We start from the raw sequence: 20,691 nt of genomic DNA, 5'->3' as shown, positions 1-20,691 counted from the left end.
CGCTGCCGATTGACGGGAGCCGGGCTGCGTGAAACATCGTCGGTCCTATCGTAATATGGGGATGGAACTATGAAGCTTACCCTGGCGCTTGCCGCTGCTGTCGTTTGCGCCGTTTCGGTTTCGGCGGAAGCGCAGACCCTGAAGACCATCCAGTCGCGCGGTGTTCTGAACTGCGGCACCGGCGCCAACCTGGCCGGCTTCGCCGTTCCCGATGCGAATGGCGTCCTCACCGGCATCAATGCCGATTATTGCCGGGCCTTGGCCGCGGCGGTCTTCGGCGACCAGACCAAGGTGAAGTTCATCCAGTTGCCGTCGAAGGACCGGATCACGGCTCTCCAGTCGGGCGAGACCGATCTCATCGCCGCCACCACGACCTGGACCATGAGCCGCGACACCACGCTCGGCCAGAACTTCCGGCCGATCTACTACTACGACGGCCAGGGCTTCATGGTGAAGAAGTCGCTGAACATCAAGTCGGCGAAGGAGCTCAGCGGCGCCTCGATCTGCATCCAGCAGGGCACCACGACCGAGCTCAACACCGCGGACTATTTCCGCAAGAACAACATGAAGTTCGAGCCGGTGACCTTCGCCACCAACAACGAGGCGACCGAGGCTTATGAGAGCGGCCGCTGCGACGCCTTCACCACGGACGCCTCCGGCCTCTATTCCGAGCGCATGCGCTTCAAGTCGCCGGGCGACCACATCGTCCTGCCGGAGACGATCTCGAAGGAGCCGCTCGGCTACGTCACCCGCCATGGCGACGACCAGTGGTTCGACATCGTCACCTGGGTCCATTTCGCCCAGATCACCGCCGAGGAACTCGGTGTCACACAGGCGAATGTCGACGAGCTGCGCGCGAAGTCGGACAATCCCGAGATCAAGCGCCTGCTCGGCAAGGAAGGCACCTTCGGCGAGTCGCTCGGCCTGAAGAACGACTGGGCCTACAACGCCATCAAGGCCGTCGGCAATTACGGCGAGATGTTCGAGCGCAATCTCGGCGAGAAGTCGCTGCTCAAGATCGCGCGCGGCCAGAACGCGCTGTGGAGCAATGGCGGCCTGCAATATGCGGCGCCGATCCGCTGATCGCGGCGCAATCCGTTGACGAAATAGCGAAGGGCCCGGCTGCTGCAGCCGGGCCCTTCTGCATTCGGCTAAGCGTCTGGCGCTGGCCGGCAATCCGCCAAAACCCCTTGCGATCCGCCGCCGGGAAGCGGAATGAGGGAGCGGCTGTTCAAGTCAAAAAGAAGAGGGTGAAGGCGATGGCGGCTCCAGTCGTTCCGGCAAGCGAGGCTGTGACCGAAAGCGAGGCGTTCCGCCCGCATACCTCGCATTGGGGCGTGTTCTCGGCCCGCATGAAGGGCGGGGAGCTCGAAGTCCGCCCGCATCCGGTCGATCCCGACCCGAACGAGATCATCCAGAATTTCCCGGCCGCCCTGCGCCACCGCGCCCGCATCGCCCAGCCCATGGTCCGTCGCGGCTGGCTGGAGAACGGCCCCGGTCCCGACAGCCGCCGCGGCAGCGACGAATACGTGCCGATGTCCTGGTCGGCGGTGCTCGACAAGCTCGCGGCCGAATTGCGCCGCGTGCGCGACGACCACGGCCCCGGCGCGATCTTCGGCGGCTCCTATGGCTGGGCCAGCGCCGGCCGCTTCCACCATGCCCAGAGCCAGATCCACCGCTTCCTGAACACCTCGACCGGCGGCTATGTGAAGTCGGTCAACAGCTATTCCTCGGGCGCGTCTTCCGTCCTCGTGCCGCATATCATCGGCGACTACGAGGACCTGGTGAAGCGCAACGTCTCCTGGGAGCAGATCGCCGATCACAGCGAGATCGTGCTCGCCTTCGGCGGCATGGCCCTGAAGAACAGCATGGTCGCCGGCGGCGGCACCAGCCGCCATGTCGAGCGCGGTGCGATGGAGCGGGCGCAGGAGCGCGGCTGCGAATTCGTGCTGGTCAGCCCGCTGCGCGGCGACCTGCCTGCGGAAGCCGCTGCCGACTGGGTGGCGAATATCCCCGGCAGCGATACGGCGCTGATGCTGGCGCTGGTGCACACGCTCGTCGTCGAGGGCTTGCACGACCGCGCCTTCCTCGATCGCTTTACGGCCGGCTGGCCGGTCTTCGAGCGCTACTTGCTGGGTGAGGCCGATGGCCAACCCAAGGACGCCGCCTGGGCATCCCCGATCTGCGGCGTGCCTGCCGAGGAGATCGTGGCGCTGGCCAAGCGCCTTCACGGCAAGCGCGCGCTCATCGTGGTGGCGCATGCCTTGCAGCGCGCCGCCCATGGCGAGCAGCCGGTCTGGATGGGCATGGTGCTCGCAGCCGCGCTCGGCCAGATCGGCCTGCCCGGCGGCGGCTACGGCTACGGCCTCGGCGCCATCGCCTATTACGGCCGGCGCTACAACGCCGTGCCGATGCCGACATTCTCGCAGGGAAAGAACCCGATCAGCGACTACATCCCGGTCGCGCGCATCTCCGACATGCTGCTCAACCCGGGCACGACCTATCGCTATAACGGCCAGACCCGGATCTATCCCGAGATCAAGCTGGTCTACTGGGCCGGTGGCAACCCGTTCCATCACCATCAGGACCTGAACCGCCTGCGCGAGGCCTTCGCCCGCGTCGACACGCTGGTCGTCCACGAGCTCGCCTGGACCGCGACGGCCCGCCACGCCGATATCGTGCTGCCCTGCACGATGACGCTGGAGCGCGAGGATATCGGCGGCAACCCCAACGATCCGCTGCTGGTTCCGATGCATCCGGTGGTCGCGCCCTATGGCGAGGCGCGCGACGACTACGCGATCTTCGCCGATCTGGCCGAGCGCCTCGGCACCGGCGAAGCCTTCTCCGAGGGGCGCACCGTCCGGCAATGGCTGGAGCATCTCTACGAGCCGACCCGCAAGGGGCTGGCGGCGAAGGGTCTGCCGGCACCGAGCTTCGCCGAGTTCTGGGCGGGCGAGGGCTTCGACCTGCCGCAGCAGCCGGACGATGGCGGCAACCTGCGCGCCTTCCGGGCCGATCCGGACGCCGCGCCGCTGCCGACGCCATCAGGCAAGCTCGAGATCTTCTCGGAGACGATCGCCGGCTTCGGCGAGGCCGATTGCCCCGGCCACCCGACCTGGCTCGGCGCCAGCAACGTCCCCGACGAGAGCACCCCCTATGTGCTGGTCGCCAACCAGCCCCGCACCCGCCTGCACAGCCAGTTCGATTTCGGCGGCCATAGCAGCGAGGGCAAGCTCCGCGGCCGCGAGGTCGCGCGCATGCATCCGGAGGATGCTGCGGCGCGGGGCCTCGTCGACGGCGACATTATCCGCATCTCGAACGAGCGCGGGGCCTGCCTTGCCGGCGTCATCATCACCGACGGTATCCGCAAGGGCGTCGTGCAATTGCCGACCGGCGCCTGGTACGATCCGGTCGATCCGACCGAGGACAAGCCGCTCTGCGTTCACGGCAATCCGAACGTGCTGACCCGCGACATCGGCACCTCCGCGCTGGCGCAGGGCTGCACCGGGCAGCTCACGACGGTTCAGGTAGCGCGCTTCGACGGCAACCTGCCGCCGATCCAGGCTTTCGACCCGCCGGGATCGCGCAGCGTGGAAGCGGCCGAATAAGCTGTGGTGAGATAAAAATGCCGGTCCGCCGCTGTGGAAACCAGCGGCGGATCGCGCGATAGCTCACGACGAAAGCCACCGCCTGTCCTTCGCGAGACCGCATGTCCTCCTCCTATATCGATACCTATTACCGCCGCACCCTCGCGACGGAGGAGAGCTATCCGCCGGCCGAAGGCACGCTGAAGACGGATATCTGCATCGTCGGCGGGGGCCTCGCCGGTCTTACCGCCGCGCTCGATCTCGCCCGCGCCGGCCGTTCCGTCCTGTTGCTGGAGGCCGAGCGTGTCGCCTGGGGTGCGTCTGGCCGCAATGGCGGCTTCGTCAGCCCGGGCTATGCGACCTCGCTTGCCGCGATCGAGCGCCAGACCGGCCGCGACCAGGCCGACGAGCTCTACCGCCTGACGATGGAAGGGGTCGAGATCGTCCGCGGCAATATCGAAAGCCTCGGGATCACCGAGGCGGCGCCGTCGCCGGGTATCATGAAGGTCGTGCGCTATGATGGCGGCGCCGGGCTCCAGGCTGTCCGTGACACCCAGGAGAAGCGCTTCGGCCGCAAGCTGCGCTATCTCGGGCGCGACGAGACGCGCGCGCTGCTCAATTCGCCGAAATACCACGCCTCGCTGACCGCCGACGATTCCTTCCATTTCCATCCGCTGAACTATGCCCGCGCACTCGCCCGCGAGATCGTCCGGCTCGGCGGCAAGATTTACGAAGGTTCGCCCGTCATCTCCTGCGAGCTCGACGGCGCGGTGAAGCAGCTGAAGACGGCCAAGGCGACGATCGAGGCCGAACAGGTGCTGTTCACCACCGGCGGCTATACCGGCTCCGTGCTGCCGGCGCTGCGGCGCGCCTATATCCCGATCGCGACCTATGTCCTGCTGACGGAAGCGGCGCCGGACCTGATCCGTTCGGCGATCCGCATCGGCACCGGCGTCGGTGACGACCGGCGCGCCGGCGACTATTATCGCACGGTCGAGGGCGGCTCGCGCATTCTCTGGGGTGGGCGCATCACCACGCGCACGACCGAGCCCGGCGACGTCGCCGCGATCCTGCGCCACGAGATGGTCACGACCTACCCGCAGCTCGCCGAGCTGAAGATCGAGACCGCCTGGTCGGGCCTGATGTCCTATGCCCGTCATCTCATGCCGCAGATCGGGCAGTACCGGCCGGGCGTCTGGTACTGCACCGCCTTCGGCGGCCATGGCATGAACACCACCGCGATCGGCGGCACCGTCATCGCCGAGGCGATCAGCGGCGCGAGCGACCGCTACAAGCTGTTCGCGCCCTTCGGCCTGGTCTGGAACGGCGGCCCCTTCGGGACGGCGGCCGTCCAATTGACCTATTGGAGCTATCAGGCGGCCGATCTGATCCGCGGCCGATAGCCTGTCGTCATGCTCGGGCTTGGCCCGAGCATCTCCTGCCGAAGAAGGCTCGCCGCGCCTCAATATCCAGAGATTCTCGGGTCAATCCAGAGAATGACGCCCTGTCGTTCAGAGTGGCTAGATCAGCGCCAGCAGATGCAGCCCGACGAAACAGCCGGCACCGCCTGCGATCAGCAGCAGCGGATTGACCGGCGTCAGCATCAGCAGGGCTGTCGAGACGAGCGCAATGCCCCGCCCGAGCCAGCCGGTGTCGAGGGACTGGATCAGCACATAGCTCGCCGCCAGGATCATCCCGGCAGCGACGGGCCGTAAACCCTTTTCGAGGGCGCGCAGCGCGCGGGCGCCCTCGTAGCGGGACCAGATATGGGCAACGCCGTAGATCAGGAAGGCCGTCGGCCCGAAGATGCCGACGGTCGCCGCGACCGCTCCCCAGAACCCGGCGATCTGCCAGCCGATCAAGGTCGCCAGCAGGGAGCCCGGTCCCGGCGCCAGCCGCGCGATCGCGAAGGCGTCGACGAATTGCGAAGCGCTCATCCAATGATGCACATCGACGATCTGGCGGTGCATGTCGGCGATGGCGCTCTGCCCGCCGCCGATGGTGACGAGCGAGAGCGGCAGGAAGACGAGGATGATGCTGAAGGGCAGGGATTGCATCCGGTCGCTCAACCGTTGCGATAGGTCACGGCGACGCTGAGCGAGCCGGCACCGAGCACCGTCCAGAGCAGCGGCCATTTCAGAATCGCGACCGCGACGAAGGTCGCCGCCATCATCGCCAGCGGGAACACCCGGCGCGGCACGCGTCGCGCCGCGGTCAGTCCCATCGCCAGCGACAGGCCGATCGCGGCCGAGGCCGCGCCGCCGAGCGCGACATGGCTGAGCTCATAGCCGCTGAGCGAGGCGAAGACGCTGCCGATCAGCACGATGACGAAGGCGGCCGGCACGACGATGCCGAGCCAGGAGGCGATGGCGCCGTTGCGCCCGCCGAGCTTGTAGCCGATCCAGATCGCCATGTTGGTGACGTTGACGCCGGGCAGGGCCTGCGCGACCGAGAGGCCGTTGAGGAAATCCTCCTCGCTCATCAGGCGCCGCCGCTGCACGAATTCCCGGAGCATCCAGCCGCTCAGGCCGCCGCCGAAGCTGGTCAGCCCGATCCGTGCGAAGATCAGGAAGAGTTGCAGCGCGCTCGGGCGCTCGGCCAAGGCATCCGGCATCTGATTCTGCGTCCTGAGACGGCTGACGAATTCAGAAAGCAGGCTTTGCCGGTATTGGCCAGCGCCGAAGCGCATTGCCGGCATGAAGCGGCTTCAAACCACCTTTGTCGTTCCGGGGCTTCGCAGAGCGAAGAACCCGGAACCCACGACCGGGTGATCCGCCAACAACCTTGCATCGACTGTCTCACCCGGTCGTGGGTTCCGGGTTCGCGCCTGCGCGCGCCCCGGAATGACAAGGGGGCGTTGCAGTTGGGAGCGATCCGGCAATCGTCTCGGTCACCTACCGCGACGGCGCGTCCGGGCGTCGCAAGGTGCGCCTGACGGCTCGTTTCAGCTGATCGCCGGCCTTGCGCACGAGTGCGCGATTGCCGCGCTCGCGCCCCTTGCCGGAGGACATCGCGGGGAGCGGCAGGGGGGCTTCCTTGTCCAGCGCCGCCACGGGATTGGCGGCAGCCTCGGCCGGAACGAGCACGAAATCGGGCGTGCGCACCCGCAGCGCTGCCATGGCCGGATCGACGAAGGCCTTGATCGGCAGATGATCGGAGGCGACGCGCGCCAGCGGCGTGTCGTGGACCGCGACCTCCGACAGGATTTCCGGGCGGTTGGCGATGATCCGGTCGAGCGCCAGCAGGGGCAGCCCGGCCGGGAAGCTCGGCACCGGCACCGGCATGGCGCCAAAGGCGGCATCGAGCGCGCTCAGCGCCGAGCGGCCGCCGAGGCGCCATTCGTTGAGATCGCCGAGCAAGAGGGTGGGGCGCTCATCCCGGCTGCGCATGAGCTCGATGATCATCCGGGCCTGCTGCGAGCGCGAGCGTCGGAGCAGTCCGAGATGCGCCGCGACGATGCGCAGCGCCGCGCCGCTTTCCAGGTCGATATCGACGACCAGCGCGCCGCGCGGCTCCAGCCCCGGCAACGAGACCTGGTGGACATCGCGCACCAGCCCCTGCCGGAACAGCACGACATTACCGTGCCAGCCATGGGCCGCGGCATTCGCGCTTTCGACGGGAACGGGCACAAGCCCGGTTTCATCCTTCAGCCGGGCAAGATCGAGCAGGCCGTGGCGGGCGCCGAAGCGCTTGTCTGCCTCCTGCAGGGCGATGACATCCGGCGCGATCTCGCGGATCACCTGTGCGATCCGGCTGGGGTCGAAGCGGCCGTCGACGCCGACGCATTTATGGACGTTGTAGGATGCGACGAGCGTGCCGCCGGAGCGCCCATCCCCGCCCGCCGCCGCGGTGCCGGGGCGGTTCCTGCGCTGGCGCAGCGAGGCGATGATGCTGGCGGGCAGGCTCTGGTTCTTCTTCTGCATCGCTCCGCCGGCTCGTGCTCCGGACCCGCCATGATGGGCGGGCCACGGCTTAGGCATCCATGGCGTCAGGGATATGACCGCATCGGTTCACAGATAGGGCGAGCCGAGCCAGATCAGCCTGTCGATCAGACGCATGACATAGGGCCGGGCGCGCAGGCCGGCAAGCGTGACCGGGGTCGCACTCGCCATCACCGTCTCGATCCGGCGCTCGATCTCGCGGGCGAAACCATGGTCGAGAACCTCCAGGTCGATCTCGAAATTCAGGCGCAGCGAGCGCGGGTCGAGATTGGAGGAGCCGACATAGGCCCAGCTCCCGTCGACGGCGAGCAGCTTGGAATGGTCGAAGGCGCCGGTCGAGCGCCAGATCCGGCAGTAATTCTTCAGGATCTGGTCGAATTGCGCGGTCATCGCGCGGTCGACCAGCACCAGATTGTTGACCGAGGGTACGACGATATCGATGTCGACCCCGCGCCGGGCCGCGGTGACGAGTGCGCTGATCAGTTCCTGGTCCGGCAGGAAATAGGGCGACATGACCTTGACCGAATCGCGCGCCACCGACAGCGCGCCCATCAACAGCTTGTGATTGGTCTCCAGATAGGCATCCGGCCCCGACGGCACCGCGCGCGCCAGCACCGGCATGCCGCCGCGTGCGGTGACCGGAAACTCCCAGGGCGTGCCTGCGAGCACCTCGCCGGTGGCGAAGCACCAATCCTCGGCCGCCACCGCGAAGAGATCGGCCACCACGGGGCCTTCGACGCGGAAATGCGTGTCATGAGCGAAGGCGTCACCGGCGAATTCGCGGGTGAAGCCCTCGCGGATGTTCATGCCGCCCATGAAGCCGATGACGCCGTCGACGACGATGATCTTCCGGTGCGTCCTCAGATTGGCATAGGGCAGCCGGAGGCCCATGATGATGTTGCCGTTGAAGACGCTGACCGCGACTCCGCCTTCGCGCAGATGCCCGGCAATGCTCGGCACCGAATAGCGCGCGCCGACCGCGTCGATCAGGACGCGGACCGCGATGCCGCGCTTATGGGCCGCGATCAGCGCGTCGGCGATGCGCAGGCCGAGCGGATCGCGGTCGAAGATGTAACTTTCCAGGATGATGCTGCGCTGCGCCGCCGCGATGGCCGCGAGCATCGCGCCATAGGCCTCGTCGCCGGTCTCCAGGATCTCGATGCGGTTGCCGGTGGTTAGCGGATGGCGCGCGACGCGGTCGCCGAGCGTCTTGAGCGCAAGGAAGCGCCGGCCGAAATGCGTCGCGACCGCCTCGTCCTCGACATGGAAATCGGCCGCAGCCATGCCGTGGCCAGGGCGGTTGGCCAGGATCGAGGCGCGGCGGATGCGGTTGATCCCGGCGATGGCATAGAGCAGCGGGCCGATGATCGGCGAGAGGATGATGACGCCGACCCAGCCGATGGCGGCGCGCACCTCGTCCTTCGTCATCACCGCATGCGCGCCGGCAACGCTCGACGTCACGATCGTGATGACGGCGAGGATATGCGGCCAGTAAGTCGAGAGAATCCCCCACATGCCGCGAAGCTAACGCGCGACGCGGCGATCCGCCATGCTCAGCGCACTTTGGCCGATCCCGCACCTGACGGGTTCATGATCGTAGCCTGCGCGAGCATCCTGACCGTCGCGATAACGGCGATGGCGGAGATCGCGGTCGCCAGCGCGAACAGGACGCCATAGCCCATCGCATCGGCGAGCTTGCCAGCCAGCATGGAGCCCGCGAGATAGACCAGCAATTGCGCGCAGGCGAGGATGGTGAAGTCGGTGCCGGGTTGCTCCGAAGTCGTCACTGCCATGAACAGCGAATAGAGCGCGACGATCTCCATGTAGCGGATCAGGGTCTGGAAGCCGGCGGCGCCGAACAGCGGCCAGACGCCGACGACGGCGCCGAGCGCATGCGCCGCGAAGAGTGCGAAGCAGATCGTCCGCATGCCACCGAGCAGGGCGAGCACGAAAGAGAGGCCCTGCCGCTTCACCATCCAGGCCGCGATGGCCGAGCCCGCCAATCCCGCCGTCGTGGCCGAGAGGCCGGAGAGATAGCCGATCTGGTCGAGCGGAATGCCGGCATCGACCAGGTACGAGCCCTCCATCGCCTTCACGAGGCCTTCGCTGGCCCGATAGGTCAGGGCGATCCAGAGGATCTGGCGGGCCTCCGGCCGCCTCATGAAGGCCCGGATCGACGGGCGCGGCGCGGGTGCGGTCCCCGGCACCGGATCGTCCTCGCGCATCATCGCGGCCGCGACCAGCGGCAGCAGCGAGATCGCGGCGATGGTCACCAGCATCCCGGTCCAGCCGATATGATGGTAGAGCACGAGGCCGAGCGTGCCGCCGATCACCACGCCGAAAGCCACAGAGCCGCCCTGGATGGCGTTGCCGATGGCGCGATCCGCTTCCGGCAGATGTTTCGCGGCATAGCCGTCGGTCGCGATGTCCTGCGTCGAGATCAAGAGCGAGGCGACGAAGCCGATCGCGATGATCGCGTTGACCTCGGTCGGCCCGACCATGATCAGGGCGAGGATGGCGAGGATCGTCAGGCTCTGGGTGATCAGGACCCAGCCGGCGCGATGTGCCCGCGCGAAGGGGCGGATGCGGTCGACCCAGGGCGCCCAGATGAATTTCAGCACGAGCGGCAGCAGCAGGATGCTCATCGCGCCGATCGCGGTGCGGGAGACGCCGAGCTCGCGCATGATCGGCGGCAGCGCCGCGACGAAGAGATAGGACGGGATCGCCTGCGCCAGATACAAGCCGCCCAGCACGGCGAAGAGCCGGTAGCGTTGGCGCGGCGCGAGCGCGGCGGGCATGACAGCGGATTCGGTTGCGCTGCTCATGGCTTCGATCCGCTGTACTGGCTGAGCAGGAAGGCGCGGCCAACCGCCTCCTCGCGTTCGGCGACGATCGGGAAGGGCCAGAGCCGGCGGAAGATCTCGGCGGTCTTCTCGCTGGCATCGGGGCGCACGATCGCGCAGGCCCGGCAGGCGCGCGAGACCCGGTCACGCGTTGCCTTGAACCACAGCGCCTGCTCGCGCTCGCCCGCCTGCGAGAGCGCCCGCCCGCCGCCGAAGATCGTCAGCAGCGTATAGGGCTCCTCGCGCTGGCCGATCTCGTGAAGCGCGTCGAGATAGGCGCGCTCGTCCTCCGGCTGATAGGGCGGCATGAAGCGCAGCGTCACCACTGCCTGAGCGTCGATCTCGAGGCTGACCATGGCGTCAGAAGGTCTTGCGGAAGCCGAGGGTGACGGTGCGGCCCCAGCCATAGTTCGGCAGGTTGCGCACCGAGGTCGCCGTCGGGTTCTGGTAGGCGCGGTCGAACAGGTTGTTGACCGCGACATAGGCCTCGCCCTCCCAGACCGGGGCGGTCAGCGCGACGTTCATCGTCGCCGCGCCCTTCAGCTTGTAGCGCGTGCCGCGCAGGTCGATCGCGACGTCGCGGTCCGAGAACGCTTCCCCCTCGACACGGAGCTGCATGCCGTTCACGAAGCGGTAGCTGCCATAGAGCATGCCGCGCCAGGGCGAACCGATGCGGTTGTTCGGCAGGTTGCTGTCGAGCTTGCCGTCGCCATTGGTGTCGTAGCGGCCCTCGCGATAGGACAAAACCGTGCCCATGGCGAAGGCGTCGGTGATGGTGACGTCGCCGGTCGCCTCGACGCCCCAGATCCGCTCCTTTTGCTGCGACATCGTGTTGGTCACGGAATCGAAGGTGACGCCGTCGTCGGAGGTGCTGACGAAACCGGTCAGCGAGCCCTTGAAGCGGTCATAGCTGCCGCGGATGCCGAGCTCGTAATTGTTGACGATCTGCGCCTTGGGAGCGATCGCCGAATAGCTGATCGTCTGGCGGTTGGCGGGCAGGCAGTTCGGGAGTTGCACCGGGCAGGCATATTGCGTCGAGATGCCGGCGCGGCGGGTGAAGGCGCCGACATCCGGCAGCGCGAAGCCCTGCGAGAAGCCGCCGAAGATCTCGCTGCTCTCGGAGAGCTTGATCGTCGCGCCGAGATTGGCGGTCACCGCCGAATAGTCGAAATCGCCGCCGAGCACGCGCAAAGCCGGCAGCACGAAGGCCTGGTAGCCCTGCGCATTGTTGGCCGCGACAGCCGCGTAAGCCGCCGGGCGGGTATAGTCGTTCACCGAGAGCGAGAAATGCTCGTAGCGCAGGCCGCCGCGCAGCACGATGCGCTCGCCGATCGGGATCTGGAGCTGGCCGAAGCCGGCGGCCGTCGTCTGCTTCAGCGGCGTGAAGACGTCCTGCCCGCTGGTCAGGGTCTGCCAGGTCTTCTCCTGGATCAGGTCGCCGCCCCAGGTCAGCTTGGCGCCGGGCAGGATGCGATCGAGCGGGGTGTCGATCGTGACGTTCACGCCGCCGCGCTGCGAATAGAGCGTCGTCTGGTTGTCCCGGCTCGTCGGCGAGAGCGGGTTGAACGAGTAGTAGACCTGCGAATTGTAGGGGTAGGAGAAGGTCGAGTAATTGAAGCGCTTCTTGATGTCGTTGTAGTAGCCGAGCACGCTGAGCTTGCCGAGCGCGAAATCGGCATCGCTATAGCGCAGCGACACGGACTTGGTGTCCTCCAGCACGCTCTGGCCGGTATAAAGCTGCGTCCGGTCCGGCCGCGCGAAGGGCGCGGCGTAGTTGGTCAGGTATTTCGGATTCTGGTCGAAGCCGATCCAGGAGGCGTTGAACTCGATGCGCTTGCCGCCCGCGAAATCATAGCCGAGCTTGGCGAGCAGGTTGCCGGCCCTGTAGCGATCGCCGCCGCCCTGGCCGAGCAGGCCGTCCGACGGCAATTCGCGTCCGGCGCCGTCATAGGTGCGGCCCGCGCCGCGGATCTGGCCGGAGAACAGGTAGTCGATGCCATCCGGAACCTTGCCGGAGACCGTCACCGAGGTTTCCGGCGCGAGCGAGCGGCCGATATTCTGGGTGAAGCCGCGGATCGCGGTGTTGACCGTGACGCGCGGCTTGCCCTCGGCCGCCTTCCGCGTGATGAAATTGACCGTGCCGCCGGTCGCGCCCGCGCCGTACAAGCTGGAGGCGCCGGCGACGACTTCGATCCGCTCCACCGTGTTGAGATCGATCAGCGAAAGGATGCGCGAGACGTCGCGCAGCGGCGTGTTCATCGGCACGCCGTCGATCATCACCAGGAGGTCGCGCCCGCGATAGTTTTCCGAGGCGCTGGAGACCGTCTGTGTCGACATCGAATAGCCCGGCACCAGCTTGCCGAGCGCGGCAGCGGCGTTGGGGCTGAACTTCATCTGCTGCTCGATCTCCGTCCGGTCGATGACCTGCACGGATTGCGGCGTCTCGGCCGTGCTGCGCTCGGCGCGCGCGGCGGTCACCGTGATCGTGTCGAGATCGATCGTGGTCGGCGCATTCGCGGCGCGGCCCGATCCGGCAGGGCGCGCTGCGGACTCCGGCGAAACCTGCGCGACCGCCACCGAGGAGGCGAGGAGGGCCACGAGGCTGGTGGCGAGGCTGATCGATCTGGTCATGGTTCTACCTGGCGGCGCTGGCTGCGGTCCTGCCCATGTGTTGGGCAGAAATTCGAAACCGTTCTGATGGCGGATTACTTGTGTTATCTCAGAATTCGTTCTTTAGAATTATAGTAAAGTAGCTTGATTTCATTGCGGATTCGGTCTTGGGTGAGGTCCGTGATCGATTTCAGTTGTTGCTGTAATGATGTTTCTGCGGTCTAAGCTTGGACTTCCGCGAACGCGCTATAGGACTGAGACGAATCCGGTGTCGAAAACGGGAGATGTGGCTGTCGCGACACGCCCCGGGCGGGAGGCGGCACCTGAATCGCAGAATTTCGTGCCGTTCTGGCTGGTCTCCGCCGATGTCGGCCGCGACGAGGCGAGCACGCTGTCGCGGCGAATCCTCGGCCGCACCGTCGCTCGCGAAGCTGCGGCGCCCGATCTGCCCCTGCCTTTCGATGCCCGCTGCATCCTGACCACGCGCCCCGATATCGGCCTGCGCTCCTGCTTCGCCCCGGCGGCGCACTGGGTCTGGCGGTCGGAGCGAGCCGGGGAGGGAGCCCGCTACATCCTCGTCCGCCCGGCCGAGGGGCGCGTCGTGATCCGGCAGGGCGACAGGCGCCTCGCGCTCCGTGCTCGCGAGGCGGCGGCGCTCGCTCTCGACCAGCCGACCGAGTTCGTCCTGGCCCAGCCCGGCCGCATCGATGTGATCGAGCTCGATCGGGCGTTATTGCCTTCGCTCGGGGACGATTCCGCGCTGATGCAGGTCATCCCGCGCTCCAATCCGGGCTTGCAGGCGCTGGCGCATTACGGCGCGCTCCTGTTGCGCGGCTTGCTGCCCTTGAACTCCGCCGATCTCCAGGCCCTCGCCAAGGGCCATGTCCACGATCTCATCGGCGCGGCCCTCTCGGATCGCGAATCCGCGGCGCCAGTCGCGATGGCCGACCGGCGGGCCGGCCGCCTCGCCGCGATCAAGGCCGATATCGAGGCCCGGCTGGAGCGGCGCGAGCTCGGCGTCGAGATGATCGCGTCCCTGCACGGCGTCAGCGCGCGCGTCGTCCAGAAGCTGTTCGAGGCCGAGGGCCGGACCTTTTCCGACTATGTGCTGGAGCGCCGGCTCGACCGTGCCTGGCATCGACTGGTCACGGCCGAAGGCGCGACGCTCACCATCAGCGCCGTCGCCTATGAGGTCGGCTTCGGCGATCTCTCCTATTTCAACCGCTGTTTCCGCAAGCGCTTCGGCCGCCCGCCCTCGCAGGTGAAGGCGCAGGCCGTCAGCGGAGAGGCCTGAGAGCCCGGCGGACACTCAGCCCTCCTCCTGAATGTCTGATCGGAACCTCCAGCCCTCATCCTGAGGAGCCGCGTAGCGGCGTCTCGAAGGATGTTCCAGGAGGCACGCGAACCCATCTGGAACATCCTTCGAGACGCGGACTTGCGTCCGCTCCTCAGGATGAGGGCTCAGGCGATTTCCAAACGCAGACTGATCCGCGTCACCCGCTGACAGGGGCATGGGGACGGCCGGAAGACTCGACTCGCCTTCGGGCAAGTCACGTTCTATAAAAGAACAAAGAGAGAACAATTATCGTGCTCCCATGCCGGAAACCGCACCGACCCTGTCCGATCTGCGCCGCAGCCTTGCCGAGGCCGCTCTTCGGAGCGGTCCGGTCGCGGCCGGGCGGATCGACCTGGGCGTCCCCGCTCTGGACGAGGTCTTGAACGGTGGGCTCGTGCGGGCCGCGCTGCATGAGATTTACGCCGCCGAGGTCGCCGATCTCGCCGCTGCGACCGGCTTCGCACTCGGCCTCGCGCTGCGGGCGGGGCGGATCGACCGGAAGGGGGGCGGAGGCCCCATCTTCTGGGCGCGGCAGGATTTCGTCGATGCCGAGGCCGGGCGGCTTCATGCGCCGGGGTTGAACGAGCTCGGCCTCGATCCGGCGCGCCTGCTGCTGGTGCGGGCGCGAGACGGCGAGGGTGTGCTGCGCGCCGGGGCCGAGGCGGCGCGCTGTGCCGCGCTCAGCGCCGTGCTGATCGAGCCCTGGGGCGAGCCGCGCCCTTTCGACCTGACGGCGAGCCGCCGCCTCGCTTTGGCAGCGGAAGCTTCGGGCGTGCCGGTGCTGCTGCTGCGCGTCGCGGCGGCCGAGGCGCCGAGCGCGGCGCGCACGCGCTGGCAGGTGAGGGCGCTCGCATCGCGGGCGCTGGAGGCGAATGCGCCGGGCGCTCCGGCCTTCGCCCTGAGATTGCTGCGCCAGCGCGGCGGCGCGGCCGAGCGTGAGTGGCGTGTGGAGTGGGACCGTGACCGACATTGCTTTGCGGAACGCAGCCTTTTCGATCGATCTGCCCGGACAGACCATGCCGCGCCGTTATCTCGCCCTCTGGTTCCCCTTTCTGGCGACGGACAGGTTACGGCGGACGGGCGCGATTCCGGCCTCCGGCGCACTGGCTGAGAAGCCGCATGTGCTGACCGAGATGCAGGGCAACGCCCTGCGCCTCGTCGATTGCGACCAGCGCGCCGTCGATCTCGGCCTGACGCGAAATATGACGCTGGCCGACGCCCGCGCCCGCATCCCCGATCTCGTCGCGCTGGAGGCTCAAGCCCAGGCCGATCGCGAATTCCTCGAAGCGCTCGCCGGTTTCTGCGACCGCTTCACCCCGCTGGTCGCGCTCGACGACCCGCATGGCCTGATGCTCGACATCACCGGCTGCGCCCATCTCTTCGGCGGCGAGGCCGGGCTCGGCAACCTGGCCGCGCGTGCCATGCAGCGGGGCGGTCTCCAGCTCAAGGCCGCCATCGCCGGCACGCCCGACGCCGCCCGCGCCTGCGCCCGCCATGGCCGCGGCGGCATCGTCCCGCCCGGGCAGGAGGAGGCGCTGCTGCGTTTCCTGCCGACCGCAGCGTTGGATACGGACGCCGAGACCGTGATCGCGCTCTCCCGCGCCGGCCTGAAGACGCTGGCCCATCTCGCGGAGCGCCCCTCGGAAACGCTCTCCGCCCGCTTCGGCGAGGCGCTGGTGGTCAAGCTCAGGCGCATCCTCGGCCATGAGGACCGTCGCATCACGCCCTTGCGCCCGCCGCCCGACTGCGTGGTCGAGCGCCATTTCGCCGAGCCTTTCGCCGATACCGCGAGCCTCGAGGCTGTCGTCGTCAGGCTGATCGGGGAGGCGGCGCGGGTGCTGGAAGCGCGCGGCGAGGGCGGGCGCGTCTTCGAACTCGGCTTCTTCCGCAGCGACGGCGCCGTGCGCCGCCTCGCCATGGAGACCGGCCGCCCGTCGCGCGACGCCAAGGCGCTGCTCCGGCTCTATCGCGAGCGCATCGAGACGCTGTCTGACCCGCTGGACCCCGGCTTCGGCTTCGATGCGATCAAGCTCGCCGTGCCGCTTTGCGAGCCGCTCGACACGCCCCAGCACAGCCTCGACGGTCGCGCCATCGAGGAGGAAGCGGTCGCCGATCTCGTCGACCGGTTGGTCACCCGTTTCGGCCGCGACCGGGTGCTGCGCTTTGTGGCGCAGGATACGCATCACCCCGTCCGCGCCGCGAAAGCGCTTTCGGCTGCCGCACCATTACCTGAGGCGGCATGGTCCGCCCCCGAACCGCAGGAACCGCCGGCCCGCCCGCTCCAGCTTTTCGAGCCCCCTCAGCCGGTCGAGGCGATCGCGGAGGTGCCGGACGGACCGCCGATCCGCTTCCGCTGGCGCCGCCTCACCCATGACGTCGCCCGCGCCGAAGGTCCCGAGCGCATTGCCCCCGAATGGTGGCGCGACGGCTCGGACGAGCCGATGCGCGACTATTACCGCGTCGAGGATGCGCAAGGGCGCCGCTTCTGGCTCTACCGCATCGGCTTCTACGAGGCCGACAGCGCCCCGCCGCGCTGGTTCCTGCACGGGCTCTTCGCATGAATCAGATTGCGAATGCCTTCGCCGAACCTGTTGCCGCCACGCATTTTTCCTTCCTGCGCGGCGCCTCGCCGGGGCCGCATATGGTGCTGACGGCGCTGCTGCTCGGCTATTCCGGCATCGGCATCGCCGACCGCAACACGGTGGCGGGCGTCGTGCGGGCCTGGGCGGCGTTGAAGCAATTGCGCGATTACGGTCTGCCGGCGCCCGACAAGGTCAGGGAGGGCGGCAGCCCCGGCGAATATTACTGGGTCGAGAACCCCGAATTCGCCGCCCTGCCTTTCACGCCCGAGGAGATGAAAGCGAAGGCGGAGCGCTTCAAGCTCGCGACCGGCACCCGTCTCGTCTTCGCCGACGGCACGCCCGACATCGTCGTCTATCCCGCCAATCGCGCCGGCTGGGGAAGGCTTTGCCGCTTGCTCAGCCACGGCAACCTGAAGGACGGCGTGAGGAAGGGCGAATGCCATCTCGTCCTCGACGACCTCCTGAACGATGCCCGCGACCTGCTGCTGATCCTGATGCCGGATCGCAGCCTCGATGGCCTGCCCGCATTGCTCGCCCGGCTCGACGATGCCGCGCCCGGTGCTGTCTGGCTTGCAGCCAGCATGCACCGGCGCGGCGACGATCGCCGCCGCCTAGCGCGCCTGAAGGCGATCGCGGCAGCGACCCGCACGCCGCTGATCGCGACCAATGATGCGCTCTACGATTCCATCGGGCAGCGCGACCTGCAGGACGTGCTCACCTGCATCCGCGAGGGCACCACCATCGAGCGGGCCGGGCGCCTGCTCGAATCCAATGCCGAGCGGCATCTCAAGCTGCCGCAGGAAATGGCCCGCCTCTTCCGCGACGCGCCCGAGGCCATCGCCGAAACGCAAGCCCTCTTCTCCCGCATCGAATTCGATCTCCGCCAGCTCAAATACGAATACCCGGACGAGCCGATCCCGCCCGGCTGGAAGGATCAGGACTGGCTGGTGGAGCTGGTCCGCCGCTGCTGCCTGATCCGCTATCCCGGTGGCGTATCGGAGAAGGTCGAGAAGCTGCTGGCGAAGGAACTCGATCTGATCGGGAAGCTCGAATACGCCCGCTATTTCCTGACGATCCGCCAGATCGTCGAATTCGCCGAGAGCCGGGGCATCCTCTGTCAGGGCCGCGGTTCGGCCGCCAATTCCGCCGTCTGCTACGTGCTCGGCATCACTGCGGTCGACCCGGACGAGAATGACGTGCTGTTCGAGCGCTTCATCTCCACGGAGCGCAAGGAGCCGCCAGATATCGACGTCGATTTCGAGCATGAGCGGCGCGAGGAGGTGATCCAGTGGATCTACAAATTCTATGGCCGTGAGCGCGCCGGCATCGCCGCGACCGTGATCCATTACCGGCCGCGCAGCGCCATTCGCGAGGCCGGCAAGGTGCTGGGCCTGACCGAGGACGTCACCGCCCGCATCGCCGATACCAATTGGGGAAGCTGGGGCAGCGAGATCGGCGATGCCCGCGTCCGTCAGGCCGGGCTCGATCCGACCAATCCGACGATCCGCCGCGCCGTCGATTTCGCCACCCGCCTGCTCGGCTATCCGCGCCATCTCTCGCAGCATGTCGGCGGCTTCGTCCTGTCGCGCGGGCGTCTCGACGAGACCGTGCCGATCGGCAACGCCGCGATGGATGAGCGCACCTTCATCGAATGGGACCGTGACGACATCGACGAGCTCGGGTTGATGAAAGTCGACGTGCTGGCGCTGGGCATGCTGACCTGCATCCGCAAGGCGTTCGATCTGATCAAGGCGAACGGGGGAAAGGATTACGCGCTCGCCGACCTCAAGGATGGCGACAAGGCGACCTACGACATGCTCTGCGAGGGCAAATCCCTCGGCGTCTTCCAGGTCGAGAGCCGCGCCCAGATGAACATGCTGCCGCGACTGAAGCCTCGGGAATTCTACGATCTCGTCATCCAGGTCGCGATCGTTCGCCCCGGCCCGATCCAGGGCAATATGGTCCATCCCTATCTGAAGCGGCGGGCGAAGATCGAGGAGGTGACCTATCCCTCGCCGGCGCCGGAGCATGGAGACGAAAATGAGCTCTATGAGGTTCTGAAGAAGACCTTCGGCGTCCCGCTCTTTCAGGAACAGGCGATGCGGCTTGCCATGGTCGCCGCCAAATTCTCCGACATCGAAGCCAATGGCCTGCGCAAGGCGATGGCAACCTTCCGCAATGCCGGCACCATCGGCAATTACGAGATGATGATGGTCGAGCGCATGGTCGCGCGCGGCTATGAGCGCGATTTCGCCCAGCGCTGTTTCGAGCAGATCAAGGGCTTCGGCAGCTACGGCTTTCCGGAAAGCCACGCGGCTTCCTTCGCCAAGCTGGTCTACATCTCCTCCTTCCTGAAGCGATGGTATCCGGCCGCTTTCGCCGCCGCGTTGCTGAATTCCCAGCCGATGGGTTTCTACGCACCAGCCCAGATCGTGCGGGAGGCGGAGGAGAACGGTGGCGTCGAGGCGCGGCCGGCCGATGTCAATTCCAGCTTTTTGGACAACAGCTTGGAAGCCGTTTCTGAATCGAGCTCTTACCATGACCGGCCGCGTCAGGAGAGCAAAAGAGACCCTTTCGCCCTGCGTCTGGGCTTCCGTCAGATCGACGGCTTCAAGGATGAGTGGGGGAAGGCCATCGCCAGGGAGCGGGAAGCAGGCGGCCCGTATCGGGACGTCGAGGAACTGATGCGCCGTGCCGGTCTCCCCGCCCGCGCCATGCGCCTGCTCGCCGATGCCGATGCTTTCCGCTCGCTTGGGCTCGACCGCCGTGAGGCGCTATGGGCCGTGCGCCGCCTGCCGGACGATGCCGTTCTGCCGCTGTTTCAGGTCGCGCAGGCCCGCGAGCTCGGTTCGGAGCGGAGCATGGCGCTGCCGGTCATGCCGCTGGCCGAGCATATCGTCGCCGATTACCAGACCGTCCGGCTCTCGCTGAAGGGGCACCCGATGCAGCTCCTGCGCCCGCGCTTCCGCCGCGAGGGCATTCTGAGCTGCGCCGAGACCGAGGCGAAGCCGGACGCCGCCTTCGTCCGCACCGCCGGAATCGTGCTGGTGCGCCAGCGGCCGGGCAAGGGCAACGCCATCTTCGTCACGCTGGAGGACGAGACCGGTATCACCAATGTCGTGATCTGGGCGCGGCTGTTCGAGCGCTTCCGCCGCGAGGTCATGGGTGCGCGGTTGATGCTGGTCGAGGGTCGGGTGCAGAAAAGCGTCGAGGGCGTCACCCATCTCATGGCCCAGCGCATCGCTGATCGCTCGATCGATCTGCTCTCGCTCTCGGATACGCATCGCGCCGAGGTTCCGATGCCGGTCGACGAATTGAAGAACCCGCCGCTGCCGCGCCACCGCCACCCGCGCAATGTCCGAATCCTCCCGAAATCGCGGGATTTCCATTAGGACGGGCGATTCGCTCCGTCTTAGCCGTCTCCAAGCGGGTCATCCCGGGCGAGCGCAGCGAAACCCGGGATCCATCGAAGGGCTGCGGAGCTCTACCATGGATTCCGGATCGGCGCCGCTTCGCGGCTTGTCCGGGATGACGATGAGGAGGTGTGAGGGCAACGTCCATTCCCGAGCAGCGTGCCGATCGCCGTCCGTCAAAACAAACTTCTCCAATGGAAGTAAAATAAGAAAAAACACGCTACCTGCTGTAAATTGAACCTTCGCCGCCATGGGTATAAGTGGTTCGTTCGATTTACCGAACAGGCGGCCAGGACCATGGCGAACGGCTTCGGCGCGGACGAACCCATCACGACAAGGCCGGCAGAGGCGCTGCTGGCGCATCGTGCGGCTGCGCTCG

The 20,691-nt window shown here is 67.3% G+C and carries 14 protein-coding genes and 1 pseudogene; 7 read left to right on the top strand and 8 right to left on the bottom strand.

All coding sequences use genetic code 11. The features are described 5' to 3' along the window. The first annotated feature begins 69 nt into the window (after positions 1-69). From JHD80_RS17435 to JHD80_RS17425, 3 genes are all read left to right on the top strand, one after another. Positions 70-1,083: an amino acid ABC transporter substrate-binding protein gene (locus tag JHD80_RS17435; RefSeq protein WP_199089856.1), complete on the top strand. Its 1,014-nt coding sequence runs from the start codon at positions 70-72 to the stop codon at positions 1,081-1,083. A gap of 176 nt (positions 1,084-1,259) precedes the next feature. Beyond that, positions 1,260-3,608: a molybdopterin guanine dinucleotide-containing S/N-oxide reductase gene (locus tag JHD80_RS17430; RefSeq protein WP_199089854.1), complete on the top strand. Its 2,349-nt coding sequence runs from the start codon at positions 1,260-1,262 to the stop codon at positions 3,606-3,608. A 101-nt stretch (positions 3,609-3,709) separates the two neighbouring features. Further along, positions 3,710-4,990: an NAD(P)/FAD-dependent oxidoreductase gene (locus tag JHD80_RS17425; RefSeq protein ID WP_199089852.1), complete on the top strand. Its 1,281-nt coding sequence runs from the start codon at positions 3,710-3,712 to the stop codon at positions 4,988-4,990. 117 nt (positions 4,991-5,107) lie between these two features. Here the strand turns inward: JHD80_RS17425 and JHD80_RS17420 are convergent, their stop codons facing one another. The 7 genes and pseudogenes from JHD80_RS17420 to JHD80_RS17390 all read right to left on the bottom strand — a co-directional run bounded on the left by JHD80_RS17420 (position 5,108) and on the right by JHD80_RS17390 (position 13,002). Next, complete coding sequence (locus JHD80_RS17420) at positions 5,108-5,644, bottom strand: chromate transporter (protein WP_199089850.1); 537 nt, start codon at positions 5,642-5,644, stop codon at positions 5,108-5,110. Positions 5,645-5,652: 8 nt separating this feature from the next. Then, complete coding sequence (locus JHD80_RS17415) at positions 5,653-6,201, bottom strand: chromate transporter (protein ID WP_199089848.1); 549 nt, start codon at positions 6,199-6,201, stop codon at positions 5,653-5,655. Positions 6,202-6,712: 511 nt separating this feature from the next. Further along, positions 6,713-7,510, bottom strand: a pseudogene (locus JHD80_RS17410) (endonuclease/exonuclease/phosphatase family protein); the annotation flags it as partial. A gap of 87 nt (positions 7,511-7,597) precedes the next feature. Further along, positions 7,598-9,043, bottom strand: coding sequence for a phospholipase D-like domain-containing protein (locus JHD80_RS17405; protein WP_199089844.1), 1,446 nt, complete (start codon positions 9,041-9,043; stop codon positions 7,598-7,600). Positions 9,044-9,081: 38 nt separating this feature from the next. Beyond that, on the bottom strand, positions 9,082-10,353 hold the full coding sequence (locus JHD80_RS17400; protein WP_248311619.1) for an MFS transporter: 1,272 nt from the start codon (positions 10,351-10,353) through the stop codon (positions 9,082-9,084). After that, positions 10,350-10,727 (bottom strand): hypothetical protein, encoded by a 378-nt coding sequence (locus JHD80_RS17395; protein ID WP_199089842.1) that lies wholly within the window; start codon positions 10,725-10,727, stop codon positions 10,350-10,352. Before JHD80_RS17395 ends, JHD80_RS17400 begins: the two co-directional genes overlap by 4 nt. Before the next feature lie 4 nt (positions 10,728-10,731). Further along, positions 10,732-13,002, bottom strand: a complete 2,271-nt coding sequence (locus tag JHD80_RS17390; protein ID WP_199089840.1) for a TonB-dependent receptor — start codon at positions 13,000-13,002, stop codon at positions 10,732-10,734. Between the two features lie 247 nt (positions 13,003-13,249). Between JHD80_RS17390 and JHD80_RS17385 the strand changes: the two genes are divergently transcribed. The 4 genes from JHD80_RS17385 (at position 13,250) to JHD80_RS17370 (ending at position 20,291) form a co-directional block, all read left to right on the top strand. Continuing rightward, a complete protein-coding gene (locus JHD80_RS17385) occupies positions 13,250-14,275 on the top strand; it encodes a helix-turn-helix domain-containing protein (RefSeq protein WP_199089838.1) in 1,026 nt (341 codons plus the stop codon). A gap of 301 nt (positions 14,276-14,576) precedes the next feature. Continuing rightward, entirely contained in the window at positions 14,577-15,428 is an 852-nt protein-coding gene (locus JHD80_RS17380; RefSeq protein ID WP_199089836.1) for an ImuA family protein, read from the top strand. Then, positions 15,334-16,878, top strand: a complete 1,545-nt coding sequence (locus JHD80_RS17375) for a Y-family DNA polymerase (protein WP_199089834.1) — start codon at positions 15,334-15,336, stop codon at positions 16,876-16,878. Before JHD80_RS17380 ends, JHD80_RS17375 begins: the two co-directional genes overlap by 95 nt. Then, the gene (locus JHD80_RS17370; RefSeq protein WP_199089832.1) at positions 16,875-20,291 is read left to right on the top strand and encodes an error-prone DNA polymerase; all 3,417 of its coding nucleotides are present in this window, start codon (positions 16,875-16,877) and stop codon (positions 20,289-20,291) included. Before JHD80_RS17375 ends, JHD80_RS17370 begins: the two co-directional genes overlap by 4 nt. Positions 20,292-20,330: 39 nt before the next feature. Here JHD80_RS17370 and JHD80_RS28400 read toward each other — a convergent pair. Beyond that, positions 20,331-20,691 (bottom strand): hypothetical protein (locus JHD80_RS28400; RefSeq protein ID WP_210339914.1); only part of this gene is annotated, 361 nt, incomplete at its 5' end.

Source organism: Allobosea sp. ASV33 (assembly GCF_016428755.1).
In the GTDB taxonomy this organism is placed as follows: domain Bacteria; phylum Pseudomonadota; class Alphaproteobacteria; order Rhizobiales; family Beijerinckiaceae; genus Allobosea.
The sequence above is the reverse complement of the archived record's forward strand: the minus strand, read 5'-3'. Positions and strand labels throughout refer to the sequence as shown.

What these genes read in the sequence shown, in the direction of transcription:
- JHD80_RS17435 (WP_199089856.1), top strand. Translation starts at nt 70, where the DNA reads ATGAAGCTTACCCTGGCGCTTGCCGCTGCTGTCGTTTGCGCCGTTTCG.
- JHD80_RS17430 (WP_199089854.1), top strand. Translation starts at nt 1,260, where the DNA reads ATGGCGGCTCCAGTCGTTCCGGCAAGCGAGGCTGTGACCGAAAGCGAG.
- JHD80_RS17425 (WP_199089852.1), top strand. Translation starts at nt 3,710, where the DNA reads ATGTCCTCCTCCTATATCGATACCTATTACCGCCGCACCCTCGCGACG.
- JHD80_RS17420 (WP_199089850.1), bottom strand. Translation starts at nt 5,644, where the DNA reads ATGCAATCCCTGCCCTTCAGCATCATCCTCGTCTTCCTGCCGCTCTCG.
- JHD80_RS17415 (WP_199089848.1), bottom strand. Translation starts at nt 6,201, where the DNA reads ATGCCGGATGCCTTGGCCGAGCGCCCGAGCGCGCTGCAACTCTTCCTG.
- JHD80_RS17405 (WP_199089844.1), bottom strand. Translation starts at nt 9,043, where the DNA reads ATGTGGGGGATTCTCTCGACTTACTGGCCGCATATCCTCGCCGTCATC.
- JHD80_RS17400 (WP_248311619.1), bottom strand. Translation starts at nt 10,353, where the DNA reads ATGAGCAGCGCAACCGAATCCGCTGTCATGCCCGCCGCGCTCGCGCCG.
- JHD80_RS17395 (WP_199089842.1), bottom strand. Translation starts at nt 10,727, where the DNA reads ATGGTCAGCCTCGAGATCGACGCTCAGGCAGTGGTGACGCTGCGCTTC.
- JHD80_RS17390 (WP_199089840.1), bottom strand. Translation starts at nt 13,002, where the DNA reads ATGACCAGATCGATCAGCCTCGCCACCAGCCTCGTGGCCCTCCTCGCC.
- JHD80_RS17380 (WP_199089836.1), top strand. Translation starts at nt 14,577, where the DNA reads ATGCCGGAAACCGCACCGACCCTGTCCGATCTGCGCCGCAGCCTTGCC.
- JHD80_RS17375 (WP_199089834.1), top strand. Translation starts at nt 15,334, where the DNA reads ATGCCGCGCCGTTATCTCGCCCTCTGGTTCCCCTTTCTGGCGACGGAC.
- JHD80_RS17370 (WP_199089832.1), top strand. Translation starts at nt 16,875, where the DNA reads ATGAATCAGATTGCGAATGCCTTCGCCGAACCTGTTGCCGCCACGCAT.